This window comes from Ruegeria sp. Ofav3-42 (assembly GCF_022347725.1).
In the GTDB taxonomy this organism is placed as follows: Bacteria; Pseudomonadota; Alphaproteobacteria; order Rhodobacterales; family Rhodobacteraceae; genus Ruegeria.
The window spans coordinates 15,165-35,340 of record NZ_JAKRGB010000015.1 but is presented as its reverse complement, the minus strand read 5'-3'; the positions used below and the strand labels follow the sequence as shown (position 1 = coordinate 35,340).

Here is a 20,176-nt window from a genome sequence, read left to right as displayed (position 1 = left end):
TGGCTTGTGCTGGCAATTGGCGCGGGCACGTCCTCTGAGTGCCTTGGCCGTGTTCTAAAAGTCGCGTTGCACGATCAGGTATTAGCGCGGGCGGTGATTTCGGTTTGGCCAATGCGCAATCTGCTGACGAATGAACCACTCGCTGATCTGTGCGAACCAAGGTGCAATGAAATCAGGGTTCAAACCCAATGCACTGGCCCAGTCGCTTCGGTCGTTCAACATCTCACGAACCCTTTCCGGCGCAGGCACGGCTTGAAGGTCTGGTTTGAAGTCTGCTGCGGCCTTGACATAGTCGAGCCGTTTGCTGAGCAATCCGATGATTTGCGCGTCGATGGTGTCAATGGCCTGCCGCACGTCCTCCAGTCCGTTGACCTGTTCGGGTTCTGGGATGTCTGCTTCCAATGGGGCGCTTGCCGCAGCGCGTGCGGCAGGGTGTAAGTTCTCTGAACTGTTCGAAGTCATCCTGCCAGCTCCTCAAGTTTGGAAGCTTGTGGTTCTCCGAAATGCTGGGCTTTGAGCAAGTCGCGCAGACTGCGCTTGTTGATCTTGCCAACACCTGTCTGCGGAAAGGCATCGACAAAGATAAATTCATCGGGGATTTTGAATCCGGCAATTCCGGCGCTTCCCAGTTCGCGCCGAAGTTCGTGACTTTTTAGCTTTCGCCCAGGGGATGCGATAACAAATGCGCACAGGCGCTCACCAACACGTTCATCGGGTCTTCCGACCACAGCTGCGTCCAGTACGCCGGGGTGACCGACCAATAGATCTTCGATCTCGTCGACACCGATCATCTCGCCGCCGCGATTGACCTGATCTTTTTTGCGCCCTTCAACAGAAATGTACCCGTGTGGATCACGCGCAACGATGTCACCGGTGCAATAAAACCCATCCGCAGAAAACGCCCGGGCGTTATGTTCGGGCATGCTGTAATAGCCGCGAATAGTGTAAGGGCCACGTGCCTGAAGTTCCCCGGTTTCGCCGGGTTTGGCCTCGGTTCCGTCTCCCCGGACGACGCGCACCTCATCCCATTCGGACATCGGGGCGCCTTGGGTCGTGTGTATGCGTTCGGCATCGTCGTCCAGAGCCGTATAGCAGATAAGCCCTTCGGCCATTCCGAGCACTTGCTGAAGCTTGCAGCCCAACCTTGGGGCCACCTGCCGCGCGTTGGATGGATTGAGCTTGGCCCCGCCGACCTGCAAGACCCGCAGCGAGTACAGTGGCCCGCGTGAAAACGCGGCTTCGATCCACATGATCGCCAGCGGCGGGACAAGCGACGTGATGTTGATACGGTGCTTGTCGATCAACGCGAAACAGGTCTCAGCCCCTGGGTCTGGGGCCATGACGGCCGTGCCGCCGACGGAAAGTGTGCCAAGAACGCCGGGGCAGGCAAGCGGGAAGTTATGCGCGATCGGCAGCACGCAAAGATATCTGCTGGATTGGTCCATACCACTGGCTTTGGTGGCACAGCGAATGTTGTGCAGGTATTCCATGTGCCGCCGGGGGATCAGTTTCGGCACGCCGGTTGTGCCTCCCGAAATCTGAAAACAGGCAACATCCTCGGCGTCTGGCATCGGCCAGGGGCCGGACTCTGCAACCGGATTCCCATCCCGGTTTCGCAGATCATAAAGGCTGACATGGTCTCGCGCGTCGCCCAGGACAATGATGTGTTCGACCGAAGGCGTTATGGCTTTGACCCGCTCGGCCATAGCGACCATGTCATTCCCGCCCGCGTGTTCGGGCACAATGCAGGCCCGCGCCTGAACAAAGTCCGCGAATTGGCCGATTTCGCGGTCACGATGGGCAGGCAGCGCCAATACTGGGACAACGCCCAAACGGAACAGCGCGAACATCAGCTCGACAAAGGCGATCGAGTTCGGCAATTGCAACACAACCCGGTCACCGCGCCGCAAGCCGAGGTCATAGAGCCCACATGCAAGTTTCAGAGCGCCGTCATGGAGGTCGTCGTAGCGGTAGGTGCTATCGCCGTCGATTAGCGCCTTTTTTGCGCCGAACTGGGCCTTGCCAGCGGTCAGCAGTCCAAAAAAGGTCTCGTCTTGCCAAACGCCTTCTGCCCGATATCGCTGTGCAACATCATCGGGCCAGAAGGGGCAAAGTGATTGCCAGTCGGGTGCAGAAACGGTCATGTCAGATTTCCCAGGGTGTGTCGGATCCGGTGGGAAAGTCTCGGTGACTTGTGCCTGCGGAGTTTGGTGATTTACGGCATTGGGGCGTTAGTCTCGCAGGGGTCGCAATTACCCGGCAGTAGTTTGGTTGAAGGCTTGGATCACTCCATCGAAACACCGATTTTCAAGGTTCAATTCAGGTCATTTGCCCGCCGAGCGCAAATAGGCGACTCTTTTAGTTGGTTATTTATTGGGTTATTGGATGTGAAATGTAAAGACCTCTATGCGTGTATTTTTTTCTGCGGGGTTCAGTGATTTTTGAAGGCTTTCTTGTCAAATATTTAGGAAAATATTTTTAATCTATCCGGAAAGATGTCCAAGGAAACTGCTCGTCGTGTAATTTGATCTGAACAATCCGCGATCAACCAAAGCGGGAATCAGTTCGTCGAGGGCTAGATGCATTGAGTCTACCGATCCGCCCGGAACGCAAATGAAACCGTCAATGGCACCAGCTTGCGCCCATTGGGCCACGTCGTCAGCGGCATCCTGCACCGTTCCGACAATCTGCCAGTGCCCGGAGCCCATCACTTCGGGGCACGTCAAGAGGTCCCGAAGCCGGGGCGAGTCGCGCCGGATGATCCTTTGCAACAACTCGGCATGGGTGCGACTGGGGCACGGAGCAGGCAGCGGCGGCAGGTGTTCCGCTGTGATTGGGCGGTCGTCCGGCCAATCGGTCAAATCCAACCCGATCATCGCCTTGATCCGAGCGATTGCGCGTGCCTGGTCGGCCCGGGCATGCGTGGCCTGATACAAGTCGCGGGCCTCAGCCTTGCTATCGGCAAGATACAGGCTTAGCCCCGGCAAAAGGCGTATTTCATGTGCAGCGCGCCCCTGCCGTTCAGCCCGCGCACACAATGACTGACGAAGCGTTGCGGCAGCTTCACGGTCAGGGGTCGAGGCAAAGACCGCATCTGCAATAGCGGCAGCGAAGTCTTGTCCTGCGTCAGAGGCCCCGGCCTGAACCAGCGGGATCCGGTCTCCCGGCCAGGCCGGAAGGTTCAGTGGCCCCTGTACCAGAAAATGCTCTCCGACATGATCAATCGGCCGCACAACGGATGCATCTGCATATCGCCCCGCATTACGGTCATTGAGGATCGCTGAGCCGGGATAGCTGTTCCACAAACTACGCACGACTTGCACGAACTCGGTCGCGTGTGCGTAACGCTCTTCCGCAGGGGGCATAGCGTCGAGGCCGAAGTTTTCGTGCCCGCCAAGCGCCGTAACTACATTCCAGCCTGCCCGACCCCGGCTGATCCGGTTCAACGTCTGCAACTGGCGCGCCACCACGTATGGCGGCAGGAACGTTGTTGATACAGTGGTCAACAAACCGATCCGCTGCGTTTCGTGGGCGATGGCCGCCATCATCATGGTCGGGTCCATGCTGGAGAACCCTGGTCCCATTTCCAGAACCTGCGGGTCCAGGTACAGGGTGTCAGGCAGGAAAACGAAATCCAATTTCGCTGCCTCGGCCCGCTTTGCGATATCCGCGGCAAAGCCCGGATCGTGGAAGTTTTCTATGCTGCTATCGGGTCGGCGCCATGCCTCTCCACTCAGCCAGGTTGGTGCCAGTGACATTCCGATATGCAACATGCCCATACCGCGTAACCTTCGAATTCAAAGCCGGTTTTCTAATTGCCGACTCTTTTACTATGGAATAAGAGGAGCGCAACCAAAGAGCGAGGACCGCACGGTGTTGGAGCTGTCTAATGTTTCAGTATCCTATGGCAAAAACTTATGCGTGCGCAAAGTGTCGCACCGCTTTGCCAATGGTCGGTTCACAGCGCTTGTGGGGCCAAACGGATGCGGAAAATCAACCCTATTGCGTGCCCTTATGGGTCTTTTGCCGATGCAGCAGGGAGAAGCCCGGCTGGATGACCAACCCGTCCACGCCATGGGTCGGCGCAGCTTAGCCCGTCGGGTTGCTTATCTGCCGCAGGACAATCATTGCCCTGACTACATTACCCTTGGCGAACTGATCGAGCTGTCGGCCTTTTCGCGTAGCCGTTTGATGCGTGGCCCCAGCGCATCAGACCAGGCCCTGTTTAGGGATGCGCTTCAGACCGTGGGTCTGTTGGACATGGCGCATCGTCCGTTGAACACCTTGTCAGGCGGACAACGCCAACGCGCCTGGATCGCGATGGTTCTGGCGCAGGATGCCGATTTGATCCTTATGGATGAGCCGGTAAATCATCTGGATGTCGCGTATCAGTACTCGGTTCTCAATCTGGTCGCACGGCTTACGCGGCAAAGGGGCAAAACCGTGATTTGCGTTCTGCACGACCTCAACCTAACGGCGAGCTTTGCGGATGAAGTCGTTCTGATGCGCGATGGCCGGATCGAGGCTGCTGGGCCCGTGCGCGAAACGGTCACCGCCGACAATGTAACGCGGACATTCGGCATGGAGGCCGAGATATTCGATCGCAACGGACGTCTTGTTTGTCTCCCCCATGCGACAGAATTTTCAGCATGAGGCGCTATAAGAACGGTCTGCCGCAGCGGCGTTCAGGACTACTGTTGGGGGCAGGGGGGCTTTTGCTGGCGCTGGGTCTGAATCTGTGTGTGGGTACACGGTGGATTGCTCCGGTCGAAATGATCGGTGCCCTGATTGAGTTCGATCCGGATGAACTGGATCATTTCTTGCTGTGGTACCAGCGGATACCGCGCGCTCTGATCGCCGTTTACACCGGTGCGATGATGGCTTGCGCGGGGGTCGTATTGCAATCTCTGATGCGTAATCCCCTGACGTCTCCGGCGACATTGGGTGTCAACTCCGGGGCGACCTTGTTTGTGGTTTTGGGTGCGGCGCTCTGGCCTCAGCTTTTGACCCCCGGGTTTCTGGTAGCACAGGGTATGACCGCATTGGCGGGTGGTGTGTTTGGCGCTGTGCTGGCGCTGACCGTTGCGCGACTTGCCGGTCTGGCGCAGGACCCGCGCGGGTTTTCCCTGATCCTGGCTGGCGCACTGGTCGCCATGCTTCTCAGTGGCGTGACGCAGGCTATCCTGCTGTCGGATCCACAGCGCCGCAGCGATCTTTTGGGCTGGGCCTCGGGGAGTATCAACCATGTCTATGCCGACCGGCTGGCCGTCTTCTGGTGGATCGGGGTGATTTGTTGCGGGACGCTTTTGGCTTTGTCGCGACATTTGAACCTGATCCTTCTTGGGTCAGACAAGGCGGGCTCAACTGGGGTGAATGTGCCGCTGGTGTCGCGGGTTGCGATGCTGGCTTCAGTTTTCGCCGCCGCATCGGCGGTTGCCGTATGTGGGCCGGTGGGTTTCATCGGACTTGTCGTACCGCACATAGCCCGCCCTCTGCTGGGTGCGGCGGTGGGGCCGCTGTTGCTGGGTTCGGCGCTGATGGGGGCAGGGTTGTGCCTGATAGCTGATTTGGCAGCGCGAATGGCATTCCAACCCTACACGCTGCATACCGGCGTGGTCATGGATTTACTGGGCGGTGCGTTTTTTGTCGCAATCATCAGGCGGCACTACCTGAGCGGCCGGGCGGGGCAGCTGGCATGAGGCTGACCCGTGCTCTGGATACCCGATCGGTCCTTCGATTTGAGGGTGGATTGGACCTGCGCCTGGGCAATCTGGCCGCTGGGTTTGGCCTGACACTAGCGATTTTGGGCACGGCGCTTTGGTCGCTGACCTCGGGTGATACGGCGATAGGGCTAAGCGAGCTGATGTCTGGTGAACTGAACGAGGAGCAACAGTTCGCCCTTATGTATGTTCGCCTGCCGCGCCTGTTGCTTGGTGTTATGGCGGGTTGGTGCCTCGCCATTTCCGGGGCGATGCTGCAATCACTGACGCAGAACCCGCTGGCCGACCCGGGGCTGTTGGGTCTGAGCCAGGGATCAATGATCACGATCATGATCCTGCTGCTGTACCTGCCATCCGCCCCTCCGGCCCTGATCCCGCTGGCGGGTCTGGTCGGCGGATTGATTTTGCTGTTGGTGCTAAGGCTGCTTCTGCGCGGAAGTGTTGGCGATGGCTTGGCCATCCTGTTGATGGGGATCGCATTGGATACAAGTCTGAGCGCGATAACCGCGCTGCTGGTTCTTTATACTCCGACCGAAATTTCTCTGGCCGTGTCGACCTGGTTGGCGGGGTCGCTGTACCTGTCCAGTTGGTCACAGGTGTCCGGTCTTCTGCCCTGGGCTGCGCTGAGCCTGCCAATCCTTTTGTTCGGAGCCCCATTTCTGCGCCCGTTGGATTTGGGTGATGACCGGGCCGCGGCTATCGGGTTGAACCCGGCCCGCGTCAAGCCCGTGTTGCTGCTGGCGGCTGTAGTGTTGACTTCAATGGCTGTATCTGCGGTGGGACCAATCGTGTTTCTGGGGGTCATGGCACCGCATCTCGCTCAGTTTCTGTCGGCGGCGACCGGTCGTGCACGATTGATCTTGTCCGGCCTTATGGGCGGATGGCTGGTCTTGCTGGCCGATCTGATTGTGCGCACGGGCGCGTCACAAACCACTATTTCGCTGGGGCTCGCCCTGACCCTGCTGGGTGTCCCCCTGTTTATCATCACACTGCGTTTGCGGGCGCTGCGAACGCTTTTCCAATCCTGAGATAGACATGATGCGCTTTCCTCGTATGTTACCCCTTTGTTTGATCCTAAGCGCGACGTTGCCAGCGTTTGCCGGTCCCGTCACTGACGATACCGGACGATCCGTGGATATTCCGGACGAGCCGGAGCGGATCATTGTACTGCATGAGCCGCTGCTGGGTATCCCGTTGATGGATCTTGGTGTTGAGATCATCGGTGCCTATGGACGCGGTGATGCCGGCGAGTTGCAGAGCGCTGTCGATTTCACCACCGCGACCTTGGGAGATCGCGCCCAAACCACCCCGCCGCACGGGATCGGCCCATTTGGCAATATCAATATTGAGCGGTTGAGGACGCTGGAGCCGGACCTTATCATCGGTACCGAATATGATGCCGCTCAGGCCGATCTCTTGTCGGCCATCGCTCCCGTCTATCTACAGAACACAGGCACAGGACGAGTGCGGGGGTTCGAGGTCGAAGCCGACCTTGCCGGACTTTTGCGGCGCGAAGAGGTGTTTGAAGCTCGGAAGGCCCCCTATGACACGCAAATCGGTAAGCTCCGGAAGGGGGTGGCAGATATTCTGCCCGGTGACAGCTTTCTGGCCGTGATCGTACACGATCAGATCAATCTGGTGGGAAACACCTCAGGTATGGTTCAGGCGCTCGAGGATCTGGGGCTGGTGCGAGAAGACATTGAGGGCAGTGTATCCAATGCGCCGGGTTCGAATTTCGCGGCACCGATCAGTGCGGAAACGTTCATGCAACTTAACCCTGCCCTGCTGGTGCTGATGAACAGCTATATGGACCCTGAACAGGGCGAAGTTGCTGTACACGCCCGTCTGGATCGCATTGCGCCGGGTTGGGATCGGTTCATGATGCCCGCTCGGGAAGGGCGCATCCTTTATCTTGATCCCGCACAGGTCACCAGCCCCACAGTCGCCAGTGCCGAACACACACTGAGGGCGGTCGAAGACTGGCTTATCGCCCAGCACTGATCCGAGGGTCCGCGACGAAGGTTGACGCGGGCGGATGTCAGTTCTACCGATGCGGTATTCGGGCACCGCGCGTACCCTTCAGCCAATATCGGATCCGAAGCCACATGATCCGGGCAGCTATAACAGAAAATCAGGCCGGACAGATGTTCGACGATGTATCGCCAAGAGCGGGCGAACCATCGATTATTTAACGGTAATCTGGCCTAAGCATTAAGGTTTCAAATGCTGAATCGACCAGACTATCTGCTGAATACGCAAACATTTGTGCCCGGCCTGGAATTTGCGGCCGTTCGTGATCTCATGCTGGGTGATGCCGAAAGGTGGGATCTGCCTGTAAAGCAGGACGATGCACAGGCACTTGTTGTTCAACTAGCATATGGCGTGTGCAGCTTCGAGCAACAGCCTTCCGGTACGCTGGCCGGTTTGCATGCCACGCGCCCGGAAAAGCTGCATGTCATTCGGGAACGTCTGTTGGCCCGACTGACCGAGTTGATCCCGGAACAAGTCGGCGGGCTCAGGTGGTCGGGCGTGGATCAATCCGAATTGGTGAATGCCGGAGGGCACCCGCCCAACTTTCATTTTGCCACGGTTCTTGACGTATCTTCACCCGCTGCAAGCTTTCTACGCGTTCGGGCGGAGATTGGCGATTTGTCTGGTTTCGGCGACGATTCGATTCATTTTCGCCTGCTACTGCCTCCAATCGGGATGGTGGCACCGGAATGGCCCGTTCTTGCCGAAAACGGCTCGACCTGCTGGCCTCATGGAGAGAAAGCACTCCACAAGCCTGTTTACACGGTTCAGCACCTTGATCGATCCGCTGGATACATCGATTTCGACGTGTTTATCCACGACGGCGGCCGCGTGACGGATTGGGTGCGCGGCCTAGATACAGGTGCGCGATTTGCTCTGCTTGGACCGATAGGTGGGGGCGTTTTGGAAAACCAGAAAGTTCTTTTGTGCGGAGATGAGACTGCATTTCCTGCTATTGCACGTATTCTGGACAATCTGCCGGAAAACACGAGCGGGCAGGTTCTGGCTTTGTCGGACGCTGCCGACCAAAATCCCTATCCGTTTGCTACGCCGCCGGGGATCGCGCTCAGGCGTCTTTCCAGGGGCAAAGATGAACTTGCCGAAGTCGCGTTGGCAGAGCAGGCGAAACAGCCTGATCATTTCTTTTGGTTTGCCAGCGAAAAAGCCCAGGTTCTCCGCGTCCGTACGGAATACAAGGCGCGCCAAGGTGATCCAGCAGAGGCATATATTCAAGTCTATTGGACGGCGCGCGACACCTGAACCCTGCGAGGTCGTGTCGGACTCCGGACCCAAAAAGGCTGTCTGGCTTTTTGATGACAAAAGCCCGGCTGCATCCGATATTCGCTGATGTTCAAGTTCATTAGCGTTACCAATTTTGGCAGCGACAGATCACGCATTGTGCGCGGTGTAAATCCGGCTCCGGGACGGGGCTTGAGTGTTTGCGGTTAACTTAAAGCATCTCCAAAAAAGTTCTGCCGCGTTCAAATGTCCACCAACTGGAAATTGCAGCGCACCCGAGCGCAAGCGACACCCTCAGTGACATCTCGGGGGTTGGGCCGAGCCTTGTGAAATAGGTCATTATCGGCCAGGTGACCAACACAATTGCAAGCTGTCCGACTTCAACACCTACGTTGAAGGCCAGTAAACTTTGCCAGATATTCGGCGAGGTCACTTGCAGGATCTCATGCAGAACAAAGCTGAACCCCAGCCCATGGAGAAGGCCCATCAGGACTGTCACGATAAAGATTTTTCTGTTGGAGGAAGCTCCGGTACTTCCTCCGATGATAGCCAGAAATGCCGCATAGATGATTGACAGTGCGATGCCTGTCTCAACGAATGGGACAAACCACGCTCCGCTTGGCACATAGCCGAAAAACCCGAGCGACAGGGTTACGCTGTGGCCGACCGTGAAGCCGGTGACCCGCCAGAGAAGCGCGTGTAACCCGTGCGCGCCGATGACGAGGCAAACAACGAACAACACATGGTCGATGCCTTCCAGAATATGGCGCACGCCTTCCCAGACGAAGGTTGCGATGCCCGCTAATCTGGAGTGCGAGACCTCGACCGGATCATTCATCAGACCGCGGGTTCGAAAGACAAGCGGATCGCCCGGGCCGTAGTCCAGGATGAGGTTGGCCGTCATGTCCTGATCCGGTAAGCCGGGATCCAACAAGCTTGAAAGGGCATAGGACGCAGGACTGTGCCCGAACTCATAGAACAGCGTAATGTCCACTACCGCGTCACCAACATAGACCAGCGGGTCATTTTGCAGGGTCGATCCCGTCGACACGGCCTGCTTGGCCTCATTCAGGGTCGCAAATCCGGGTTCGTTGCCCATCCGATGGATCGAAACCGATTCAACTGCGCCAGGTACGCGAGTTCCCTCGGCCTTTACGACCGTGCTGGTTTCGGCGATACGGCCGAGACCAAGCGGGTCGGTGGCTATTGCCGCGGGGTCGACAAAATGAACCACGCGGCCGTCTTCGAAGGCATTTGTTGTGAATGGCGCCGCAGACGGAAGGCCGTCTTCACCCGGTTCACCGGTCTTGTCCGCCACCAGATAAGGCATTGGGATGCGAAGAAAGATGCGGAGCCCGTCGCTTGTATGTTCAACATGGAACACGCGCACATTGAGATTCAGCAGGAAATGCGCCTGACTGGCGACTGCCGAAACGATCAGGCAGGCGCTTATCCAAACCAACAACACTGTTCGTATACGATTAGACATCTGGTGAACGTGCCTCCAACACTGTAATTGCCGACAGAGCCCAGTTTCCCTTGTCAGGCCGGAAGGCCACCCGGGCACGATAGTCAACACGCCGGCGATGATCATGACCCCAATGTCCGGCACGCGCTTCGACGCGCCACTGCGCGACACCTTCAAATTCGCCTCTGCGGTCCATTTCACCTTGGACGATGACGACATCCGTGATTTCTACGATTTGCGCTCGCCCACCGCCGGGTACCTGGATTGTCAAACTCGTTTCCAGCTCGGCGGTTATGTCGGCTTTCGCTGCGTCGAAAACAATTGGTTCAAGAGCCTCTTTTCGTTCCTCGGGAAAAACTTCGAGGGCGGCCACATAGGTATTGGCCAGAAGCCGGGTAAAAGCATCCGTCGCAATCTGGGTTTTGGATATGTCAGAAACGGGGCTCAGAAACGGGACGGTTTTTTCGCCCGAGTAAGAGAGCCCGGTGATCAGGAACCCTGTTGAAAGCACCACAAAGACAAGGCTCAGCGGCTTCTCGGACACGCGGAACGCGACAAAGCCCGCGGTAATTGAAAGAACAAAGGCCAGCAGAGCCAGTAACGGTACAAAAACTATTCCCGAGGCCTCAACCGGTGTGACTTTGGGGTCCACATATTGCTTCAGGTGATTGGTCCAGGTGATCTTGGGGTCTTCGGACGATCCCCAGTCAAGAAACGGGCCGGCAATATCGGTCAGCGTTACCGGGACTTCCTGGATGGTATCGTCGAACATGTCCCAGGTAATCGACGCGGACACTGGCAGTTCCGAAATCGGATAGGTAAGTATCACGCCAACAAATGTGGTGTCGGCAATGAGCATCGGAGCATCTTCGACGATCTCAAACCCCCGTTCTCCGAGCGTCAGAAACGACCCGCGAACAAGCGCAGGTTTGCTTGGCATTCCCGCGATGCTGACAGGATTACGGTGCGCAAAATTCTCCAAGGCGGCAGTCAGAATTTGCGATTGATGCGCTGGTTCAAGCCGGGCACCTGTCGTCAGATTCTGGCCTATCCAAGGCGCAAGTTCCCGAACCCGAATAAGCACTTCGTGTCGCAGTTCGCGCGGCTCGACATACAGGAAAGATGTAGTGCCGCTTCGTGCCGAGCGATTGAGGTTTGGGTTGCTGAACGCGGTAAACCAGGGATCGGTCCAATTGATTGCAAGCCGAGTGTCGGTTTTCAGAAAACTGAACCGTGTGACCGGGACCGATCGGTCAATTACCATGAACCCAATTGAAACGGCGGGCAAACCATCTTCGTCTTGAGGAGGGTGAAAAATCAGGCGCTCAGGCCGCGCCCCCTCAAAACTATAGAAAGCGTTAATATAGATAACGTCCGGGTCTTCTGGCGGGGCCGGGATTCTACCGCCGGTGATAGGGTCTGGCATTCCGGCCAGCGGAGACGCGCGGTCCGTTCTTTGCCGGCGTTCCGCGTGCAGGAGCTGGAACGGCAGGGGCCTACCGTCTGCGCGTTTTATCATTAGTCCTTTCGCGTTCCGGCCGGGGGCCTGACCAAAAGCGGCCTGGACCGACTGCAGATCAGAAATAGGTTCAGATGGAAAAAGCCGCTCAAAAACTGGCAGATCCCGTGGGAAGATTTCCAATTCGAGGCGAATGCCCTCATCTTCTATTCGGAACACAGCGATGTTGTTCGCAACCTCCGCTCCGCTGAACGGGGTCACATCACCCCTAGCGACCGTTGCCAAAACGGAAACCGCTATTGCCACCAAAAGGCATCTGATCTGTATCGACAGTTTCGTCATTGGCCGTACAAACGCTGTCACGTTCTCCTTTCAGCTACCTCGGAAACACGAACGTCATGGACAGGCGGGCTCCCCAACCGTCTGGGCCGGTTTCAGGCGACGCCAAATAGTAGCGCGCGCCGCCTTGGAGAGACACGCGCTGCTCACCAAACTTGACCAGCTTTGAAACCATGAGATTCACCGGAGCAGTCCACTCTTCCGCGTTCCAATCGTAGGTGGATTCAGAGTTCACCGTGTAAGTCCAGGCATTGGGGGTGGTGTACGCAAGGAAGGGTTGCACGTAGGTCGAGTTGATGTCGCTGCTTTCGAAGGACCAGATGTGGTTGGCGAGGCCCCCAATTGTCCAGGGGCCCTCTTGCACCAGAACAACGCCGGTAATACCACCGCCCCACTCGCCGACGCCAAGGTCCCGGTCACTGGATGTCGGTAAATAGAAGATCGGCCCTGCACCCCAGGTAAATGACGATCTGGTCGGGCTGAGCCAAAGGCTGACTGTCGTATCGCCGAAACCCTGGTTTCGCCCGGACAGGCCGGAAACATCGTTCTGCCACTTGTAGGGGATGATCGTTCGGGTGATCAGGTTCAGATTGTCACTTAGGGAAAACGGTATGACAGGTTGAATGTTCAGGGTCGTCTGGTTGCCGTCGGCGCTGCCATAACCGCTGTCGTAGTTGAACTGGAACGGAACGGAAATCAGCGACGCCAATGGGTTCGACAATTGCTTTGCCAGATCTGCGTCATCTGCCGCCAAAACGGTGGCCGAGAGTGCGACGAAAAGGGGGGCTGGCACCAACTTGCGCAGACAGGCTGAGGCGGATTTTCGGAATTTGGAAAGAGTCCTCATCAAATCTTCTTCCCTTATAGCATCGAAACGAAACTTCATCTCACTTGTGACGGCGCGCAGCATTCGTGTCAGGGCAGTTTATCCAATGCCTCAAACAAGTGGTAATTTGCCGATTCGGGTTTTGGTCACCTACCGCTGCACAACGGCGGCCAATCAATAGGCGCGCCCTGTCGGGTCGCGCCTTTCTCAATCGAGTTACTTGTCATCCGGCATTTTGGGCGGGGTGTATCCTTTCCACTTTCCGGCCAGAACTTTATCGGACGGTTCCTTTTCTTTGGAGCGCGGCGCGTCGATGTAGGCCTGCGATACGGACGGCGGCAGCGCATATTCGTCCACCGATGCTTCTCGGACGATGATTTTGTCCTTTGTAACGTTGATGACTGTCAGGTCGCGGGCCAGTGTCAGTTCGCCGTCATAGGTGGTGCGAATACCCTCTAGGATCGCCTGATAGTTTTCCGGAGACAAAACAGAGTGATATCCCATCGCATGGCGCGGTTTTACCTCGGCCATGACTTTGCCAAAGGCTGCCGGTTCGGTATGGACCCGCGTTGCGACATATGTGGCTTGCCCAAGGCTCCAGCCGAAATAGGGTGCCAGTGCTTTCGGGGGCAGGAATGCCTCATGTGTGGCCAGGTCGGCACCTTTAGCGTATTTCACGTACCACTTGTTCGGGTAGGTGTCGCCGCCGAACACGTATTTCAATCCGTTCCATTCCAGCGAATAGCTTACCGACCCATCCAGACTGTGAATCGCTGGCCAGGACCGGATCGTCACACCGTTTTCCTGGTAGACCACCTCGTTTTCCTGCATGTAATCGAATTCCGTCACCTCAAGCTTGGCGCCATCATCTGGCAGTGCGCCGGTACGGCCTTCCAGATCCCACGCGTACGCGGCTTTACTGGCTTCGACGAAAGCCTTCGTGCCCATTTCCTGCGTCGATCCGGTTGGGCCGAATATCCGCAACGGCGTATAGCGGCCGGACAGCCAACTGCCGATGTGCAGCCCCATCAGGTCGCCGACGTGGTCGACATGTAGGTGACTGATGAAAACTTTGTCGATCTTCGAGAAATCCGGTCGAAGTGAGAACAGGTTACTCATTGAGCCCATGCCGATATCGAACAGGAAGGCATCGCCATTGCCAAGTTCGACAAGGAACGAGATGGAAACCGCAGCCTTTGTTTGGTTTGGCATCCCAGTGCCCAATGCAGTGACCCGCATTTCATCGGTTCCCAGGATTTCCGTATTCGGGAAATAGCTGGCCGGATAGGTTTCATCGCTGATTTGTGTGGCGGTTCGCCCGGTTGGCAGGTTTTCAGCGTGAACAGCAGGTGTACCGAAGGACAGGGCTGTTGCTGAAATGGCCAATGCCAATGGCCGACATATTCTACCAATCTTAAAAACCATAATCTCCTCCATCGTTTATTCTGTTCACAAAGTGGCCGTCATGTCGTCCCGCAGGGATTTGGCCGGTCGCCCGGATATCTGTCTCAGTTGCAGGCAAGGCCCGGTCCGCAATTGCAAAGATCGTTCGGATTATCGAGATTGTCGGCGGCACAGTTACGGACGTGTCGACGCTCATGCCGCCGGTGCACGCCAGCTACCGAGCCCGGTGACATAGGATGCCCGAAATGGTCTATGAACAATGAGCCTGGACCTGTCGATTGCGGGATTTCGCCCTTGATGACTTTGACGCCAGGGTAGGTCATTGAGTCCGCGCCGCTCGTCGGGCGTTGCGGCAATTCCACGACGACGTCGACGGGCTGTTCGCTGTCCGAAACGATGGTCAGCAAGGCGTTGGGCGGGTTCGCCGCAAAACTGTCATCGCCTTCGGATACAATGTCCAGAAAGCCCTGGATGCTCAGCACACCGGCGTACCGAACCGGCCGGTCACAGAAGAATGTGACGATCGGGCTGACATCTTCCATGGTTATAGTGTCACCGTTCATCGACACCGAACCGGCATTGTGGACGAACAATGCCTTGCACTCGTCAGAGTCACTGTCCTGTGCGAGGACGATGGTCGCGATGCCAAACAGAATTGGAATGGAAACCAGAAGCGATTTGCAGGCTCGTTTTAACATTCCCGTCTCCTTGTGTGCACGTATTCGGTCCGTGCTGTCGGGCCGGTGCCGGTACTGGCAACCATCCGGTTGTTTCATTGACCGCCCTGCGCTTTGGCGCGGGCTTTGGCGTGGTTAACGTATTCCATCAGTTCGAGCTGCAGATCTTCGTAGATCCGTTGAAACTCAGAAACTCTCGCCCGTCCGCGTTCACCTTGCTCCTGAAAACTGCGGAGCGCAGCCAATGCCTCGCCGAAATCGCGGCAAATGGCCTGGAACTTTGGATCGCTTCGCGACAAAGACACGATTGTGAATTCGTCACCGGGCGACTGTCTCACCAGCTCGAAACATCCGGCAGCGAGGTGGTTTTTCACGTGCTTCCCCCCTGCAATAGCCGTTGGCTGTCAGTGAGAAATCTCTCTGGCAGCACCCCTTTTGAGGACACCGCCAATAAAGAACAGAGTAGCAGCCCGGATCGGCGGGACACGGTACAGAACATGTTCGGAACGTGTTAGAAACATTAAAAATGCTGTTGTTTGAATGTAATACTGGACGCGACCCGACCTAGCCGGATACAATTTGAACAAAGTGGATGGAACAAAAACGGCCAACAGACACTTCGATGGAAAGTGAAATTCCCGAGCGGAAATCAATGCCGACTCAGGAGCAGGAAGCGATTGGCAATCAAATCGCCCGCATGTTCAAGAGTTCCCAGTTTGGCGCAAACGAACGTCGGCGCGCGTTCCTCAATTATATCGTCGAAGAAACACTGGCCGGACGGGCCGACCGGTTGAAAGGGTATTCGATTGGTGTGTCCGTCCTGGGCCGCTCGGAAGATTTCGATGCGACATCAGATCCCGTCGTGCGTTTGGAAGCCCGTCGGTTGCGACGTGAACTGGAACACTATTATCTGACGGACGGCAGCAAAGACGCTTTGGTAATAACAATTCCAAAAGGTTCCTATGTGCCGTCGTTCGAATTCCGAGAGGTGTCATCGACACCACCCGGTGGTAAGGTCGGGGAAAACACGTTTGAGAAGTCTGGCTGGCAGGCTCCGAACTGGCTCGTTCTGCTGCTGCTGGCGCTGCTCATCGGCGTAAGTGGGTTCTTGGTATTGGAAAGCTTCAAGACGCAGGACCAGCCGGTGGATCACGCCACAACGGACAACGATCTGTGGGGCGATTTGCCGATCGTTGCCGTAATGCCTTTTAATCCGCTGGGGAGCAGCGCGGTAACATCCGTTGCGGCCCGAGGGATTGCCGAAGATATCACGACCGATCTTGCGCGCGTGCAGGGGCTGCGCGTGATCTCTTACGCGTCGACCGCTGGGTTGTCAGACGAGTCCATTGATCTGATAGGCGAGGGGCGAAAGCTGGGCGCGACACATGTGTTGCGCGGCAGCCTGCAGACTATGACGGATGGCTATCGACTTAACATCGGTCTCGTCGATGTGGGCAGTCGCAGCGAAATCTGGGCCAAACGGTTTGATTACAAGACGGCCGAGCGGTTCGATACTCAGACTGAGATTTCACGCGAGATTAGCTCCACATTCTCGATCGAGTTGTTTCCCGAACTCACATCGAGAATTGAAGACGCGCGCTGGACGCGACGAGATGCCAGGATCTTGTACCAACAGGCGCTGGATATCATTCATCCACCAAGCGACCCGTCAAGGTTTGACGCCGCACAAGCCTTGCTGCAGCGGGTTGTGCGGCTGGAACCGGATGCGCCGCACGGACACGCGGGGCTGGCGTTTGCAGAATCTCACCGTACGTGGTTCGGGTTGGCACCCAACACGGATGAAACGCGCGACCTGATCAAACATCACGCAGACAGCGCGCTGGAAATGGATCCAGCCAGCGTCCGGGCGCTGTTGACGTTGGGCATCCTCGAAATCCTGAAGGGCAATCCGAAGCCGGCAATCGAGTTCGGTGAACGTGCGGTCGAGCATGAGCCGAGTTCCAGTCTGGCCCAGGCCTATTTGGGAATGTTCCTTCTGTACGCGGGCAAACCGGAACAGGCGATCACGCCGTTAAAGCGGTCGTTGAGTCTGGATCCACTCAACATCCGGCGGCCCTACAGGAACATTCTAGGTGTTTCGCTCTATCATGCCGGCCAGTTTCAAGAGAGCCTGGACACATTACAGGAGAACCTGGATCTGGGCGGGCCTTTTGGTCCACACATGATGGTCTATCAAGCCGCAAACAACGCGGCGCTTGGGCAATTCGACGAGGAGGAAAAAATCCTCAATAGCCTGTCGGCCATGATGGCCGAGGGCGAGTCATTCCCGCTCAGGTGGTGGCTGGAAAGGGTGATTTACGACCCGACAATGATGCAGCCATTGCTAGACGAATACGAAAAAGCCAAGTTGCTTGCGGACGCGCAATAACGGCCTGCGGGCTGAAGTTGTGGAAAGAGGGTTTCAGCGTGCGTTGCAACAATGTTGTGAAACCCAAGCGATGCTGAACCCGCTTGCCGAAGTTGATCACGGCGAGCATTGCAGTCAACCAACAGAAAAAGATTGTGGAAACACCCTTTGTCGGGGCGGAATTGAACGATTGACGAGGAAAGCTGGAAAACGAAACGAACGTAAGGCACTCTGGAGACATGCGCCTAGTCGGAGTCTCATGATGCCCCAATACAACGATATGTTCGAACTGTCTGTTGAGGACATTGATCTTATAGAAGTCTCTCTGCGGCGGGCCTTGAATTCATTGTCGAATGAGGCCGCTGACGAAAATGAAGACGATAAAGCGGAAAGGGAGGACGCCCTTCATCGCATTCAAGATCTTCTTGGTCGGCTCCACGATCAAAAGATCTTCTACCGCCCAAAGGATGGCGTTTACGTTGGCGGCTAAAGGTGTGCTTTCTTAGCTCGGTCTGGGCTTAGGATTTGATAATTCTTGTCGGTCACCGTGGTTTTCCGGCCCCACAGACTGCGGTGGCGGACCCAGTTCAGAAATGACCGGTTACTACCGTGTTGTTCACGCAGAAGATCACGAACCGCTCCAATAAACACGACTCCCAACAAATGTTGGGAGCCGCGGGCTTAAGATCAAGCGTGTCCGCCGCCGATCAGACCGATGCCAGAAGTCAGACCAAACCACGCTTTGATCCGCAGACCAACTGCCTTGATAATCCCCATGGCCTGGATTGCGTGTGCGACAGTCGTTCCTTCCATTTCGCCTTCCAGACTGGTCGTGTAAGACTGCACAATGCAACCGCTGCCCGGAACCAAAAGATCACGGTGTTCTGGATGTACGAGGTCAAGATGCACGACGATCTGGCCACGTTTTGCCTTTTCACTGGGCTCGATCAGACGGCCGCTGGGTGCAAGTTGGCCAGAAGAGATCGAGTCCTGAATACGCACGATCCGAGCAGGCAAGATGGTGTTGCGCATCGAAATGTTGAAGTTGCTTTCGCAGGCCACTTCAGCTGCCATGCCTTCGTACAACTCGGTGTGCGAAACCTGCGAGAATCCAGCAACGATACGTCCGCGCTCAATATCTTTCCGGTCGGGTACGATCAGCATGGCGGGGCTCATCGCTGCCTGGGCTGCGCGTGATCCGACGTTGAGCGTGACCTGCTCAACAACTCCATCGATAGAGCTGAGCGTAAGTGTTTTAGCCAGTTCCACCTCGGCCTGTTTCAGCGAAGCACGCGCAGACGCAAGCTGTGCCGGCAATACGGCTGTTGCCTGGACCTGAGCCACTCCTAACTGAGTTGTGGCGGCCTCGACCTCAGCTTCCCGAGTTTCCAGCGATGCCTGTGCCCGTTCCAACTGACTCACTTGGAAGGCCGCAGAGCCTTTGGCCTGAAGCGCGCGGTGATCCATCAGAACAAGCTCTGCCTGTTCTCTTGCAGTCACTGCGGCATCCAACACAGCCTGAGCAGTTTCGACCTGAAGTTCCGCCGCGAGTTTCGCGCTTTGGATTTCCTCGACTTTGCGCGTCGCGAAATCCAAGGCAGCTTTTTCGGAAGAATTCTCGACTGCAAACAACGGATCGCCCGGCTCTACGTGATCGCCACCTTTTACATGGACTTCCGTGACTGTTCCGCCATTCTCGGCCACGACCGGAACGGTTCTGAACGGCACAAGGCCGGTGTAGGACTTGGGGTAGTAATAGAACACGGCGAAGAAAACGATCAGGGCCAGCACGAACCACAAAAAGATCGCACGGTGCACGTTGTACAGAGTGACGGGCATCCCGCGCCATTTCAGGTAAATCACGCGCAGAACGAACGGGAAGGATGTAACGAGAAGTTCGATCATTTTACTGCCTCCTCATCGGATGGGCGCCACCACAGCATGAAATCGCGGGCGATTGCGGTCAGGATCAGAGCAGCCGGCAACAGATTGCTGAAATGGCTCAAGGCCGGCATCAGCTCGTAGGCCAGAGCGACGCTCAGCATTACTGGAATTGTTGTGCGCAGCGGCGTGCCGATTGATTTTCGCTCGGTATAGCGTTCAAAGCGCGCATAGAGGTGGACGACCAATAGGATCGCAAGGAAGAAAACGCTCAGGCCGACCCAGGCATAGCTGTCGGTCTGGCCGGGAGCGACCCACCAACGGGGGTCGCCGCCAGCGGCGAAGGCGGGGGTTGAAATGACGCCGAGTGCGGCGGCCATCAGGAACGCGGGTGGTTTCATGTTTTGGGTCCTTTTGCTGACGCAGTCGTGCTGCGGATGTAGTGTGTCGAATGGTTGGAAGGTCAGTTTCCGTTTGGGTGTCGTGTCGGTTCGGTGGGTTGTTGTGGTGGGGCGTAAGGAGGGTCCCAACGAGGCCCCCTTGGCGTTTTCTCGCCAAGTGCCCCTGTTTGACGCCCGTGAACATTTGCACTGGACCACTCATTTTTTGCGGACGTTTGGATCGCCTTGAAAACGCGGTAGTACCTTGCGAAGTAGATCATGGTCTTTTCCTTTTTGATGACCGCGAACTAACCACCGTCGCGCTGGCGATCCTTAGGGTTCTGGACATTTGTTGTTGGCTTCTGGACAATTGCCGGAATTGTC

At 56.7% G+C, this 20,176-nt stretch carries 18 protein-coding genes; 7 read left to right on the top strand and 11 right to left on the bottom strand.

The features are described from left to right. Nucleotides 1-81 precede the first annotated feature (81 nt). The 3 genes from MHN28_RS19215 to MHN28_RS19205 all read right to left on the bottom strand — a co-directional run bounded on the left by MHN28_RS19215 (nucleotide 82) and on the right by MHN28_RS19205 (nucleotide 3,779). Nucleotides 82-462 carry an isochorismate lyase gene (locus MHN28_RS19215; protein WP_239344192.1) on the bottom strand — a complete coding sequence of 127 codons (381 nt, stop codon included), beginning with the start codon at nucleotides 460-462 and terminating at the stop codon, nucleotides 82-84. Further along, nucleotides 459-2,144: a (2,3-dihydroxybenzoyl)adenylate synthase gene (locus MHN28_RS19210; protein ID WP_239344191.1), complete on the bottom strand. Its 1,686-nt coding sequence runs from the start codon at nucleotides 2,142-2,144 to the stop codon at nucleotides 459-461. Before MHN28_RS19210 ends, MHN28_RS19215 begins: the two co-directional genes overlap by 4 nt. Nucleotides 2,145-2,483: 339 nt before the next feature. After that, nucleotides 2,484-3,779 (bottom strand): NtaA/DmoA family FMN-dependent monooxygenase, encoded by a 1,296-nt coding sequence (locus MHN28_RS19205; RefSeq protein WP_239344190.1) that lies wholly within the window; start codon nucleotides 3,777-3,779, stop codon nucleotides 2,484-2,486. A 94-nt stretch (nucleotides 3,780-3,873) separates the two neighbouring features. On the opposite strand from MHN28_RS19205, the gene MHN28_RS19200 reads away from it, so the two are divergent. From MHN28_RS19200 to MHN28_RS19180, 5 genes are all read left to right on the top strand, one after another. Continuing rightward, nucleotides 3,874-4,653, top strand: a complete 780-nt coding sequence (locus tag MHN28_RS19200) for an ABC transporter ATP-binding protein (protein ID WP_239344189.1) — start codon at nucleotides 3,874-3,876, stop codon at nucleotides 4,651-4,653. Continuing rightward, on the top strand, nucleotides 4,650-5,699 hold the full coding sequence (locus MHN28_RS19195; RefSeq protein WP_239344188.1) for an iron ABC transporter permease: 1,050 nt from the start codon (nucleotides 4,650-4,652) through the stop codon (nucleotides 5,697-5,699). Before MHN28_RS19200 ends, MHN28_RS19195 begins: the two co-directional genes overlap by 4 nt. After that, entirely contained in the window at nucleotides 5,696-6,748 is a 1,053-nt protein-coding gene (locus MHN28_RS19190; protein WP_239344187.1) for an iron ABC transporter permease, read from the top strand. Before MHN28_RS19195 ends, MHN28_RS19190 begins: the two co-directional genes overlap by 4 nt. 7 nt (nucleotides 6,749-6,755) lie before the next feature. Continuing rightward, nucleotides 6,756-7,721, top strand: coding sequence for an ABC transporter substrate-binding protein (locus MHN28_RS19185; RefSeq protein ID WP_239344186.1), 966 nt, complete (start codon nucleotides 6,756-6,758; stop codon nucleotides 7,719-7,721). A 222-nt stretch (nucleotides 7,722-7,943) separates the two neighbouring features. After that, nucleotides 7,944-9,011 carry a siderophore-interacting protein gene (locus MHN28_RS19180; protein WP_239344185.1) on the top strand — a complete coding sequence of 356 codons (1,068 nt, stop codon included), beginning with the start codon at nucleotides 7,944-7,946 and terminating at the stop codon, nucleotides 9,009-9,011. A gap of 190 nt (nucleotides 9,012-9,201) precedes the next feature. Here the strand turns inward: MHN28_RS19180 and MHN28_RS19175 are convergent, their stop codons facing one another. From MHN28_RS19175 to MHN28_RS19150, 6 genes are all read right to left on the bottom strand, one after another. Further along, nucleotides 9,202-10,479, bottom strand: coding sequence for a HupE/UreJ family protein (locus MHN28_RS19175; RefSeq protein WP_239344184.1), 1,278 nt, complete (start codon nucleotides 10,477-10,479; stop codon nucleotides 9,202-9,204). Next, on the bottom strand, nucleotides 10,472-11,977 hold the full coding sequence (locus tag MHN28_RS19170; RefSeq protein ID WP_239344183.1) for a hypothetical protein: 1,506 nt from the start codon (nucleotides 11,975-11,977) through the stop codon (nucleotides 10,472-10,474). The genes MHN28_RS19175 and MHN28_RS19170 overlap by 8 nt, the downstream gene beginning before the upstream one ends. A gap of 316 nt (nucleotides 11,978-12,293) precedes the next feature. After that, entirely contained in the window at nucleotides 12,294-13,103 is an 810-nt protein-coding gene (locus MHN28_RS19165; protein ID WP_239344182.1) for a transporter, read from the bottom strand. 195 nt (nucleotides 13,104-13,298) lie between these two features. Next, nucleotides 13,299-14,507: a guanitoxin biosynthesis MBL fold metallo-hydrolase GntH gene (gntH, locus tag MHN28_RS19160; protein ID WP_239344181.1), complete on the bottom strand. Its 1,209-nt coding sequence runs from the start codon at nucleotides 14,505-14,507 to the stop codon at nucleotides 13,299-13,301. A gap of 83 nt (nucleotides 14,508-14,590) precedes the next feature. Beyond that, nucleotides 14,591-15,184, bottom strand: coding sequence for a hypothetical protein (locus tag MHN28_RS19155; RefSeq protein WP_239344180.1), 594 nt, complete (start codon nucleotides 15,182-15,184; stop codon nucleotides 14,591-14,593). Between the two features lie 74 nt (nucleotides 15,185-15,258). Next, a complete protein-coding gene (locus tag MHN28_RS19150) occupies nucleotides 15,259-15,537 on the bottom strand; it encodes a hypothetical protein (protein ID WP_239344179.1) in 279 nt (92 codons plus the stop codon). A gap of 248 nt (nucleotides 15,538-15,785) precedes the next feature. On the opposite strand from MHN28_RS19150, the gene MHN28_RS19145 reads away from it, so the two are divergent. Both MHN28_RS19145 and MHN28_RS19140 read left to right on the top strand, forming a co-directional pair. Beyond that, entirely contained in the window at nucleotides 15,786-17,552 is a 1,767-nt protein-coding gene (locus MHN28_RS19145; RefSeq protein ID WP_239344178.1) for a tetratricopeptide repeat protein, read from the top strand. 241 nt (nucleotides 17,553-17,793) lie between these two features. Continuing rightward, a complete protein-coding gene (locus MHN28_RS19140) occupies nucleotides 17,794-18,021 on the top strand; it encodes a hypothetical protein (protein ID WP_239344177.1) in 228 nt (75 codons plus the stop codon). Between the two features lie 197 nt (nucleotides 18,022-18,218). On the opposite strand, the gene MHN28_RS19135 is transcribed toward MHN28_RS19140, so the two are convergent. Further along, nucleotides 18,219-19,436 carry an HlyD family secretion protein gene (locus tag MHN28_RS19135; RefSeq protein ID WP_239344176.1) on the bottom strand — a complete coding sequence of 406 codons (1,218 nt, stop codon included), beginning with the start codon at nucleotides 19,434-19,436 and terminating at the stop codon, nucleotides 18,219-18,221. After that, nucleotides 19,433-19,813, bottom strand: coding sequence for a hypothetical protein (locus MHN28_RS19130; protein WP_239344175.1), 381 nt, complete (start codon nucleotides 19,811-19,813; stop codon nucleotides 19,433-19,435). The genes MHN28_RS19135 and MHN28_RS19130 overlap by 4 nt, the downstream gene beginning before the upstream one ends. Nucleotides 19,814-20,176 lie beyond the last annotated feature (363 nt).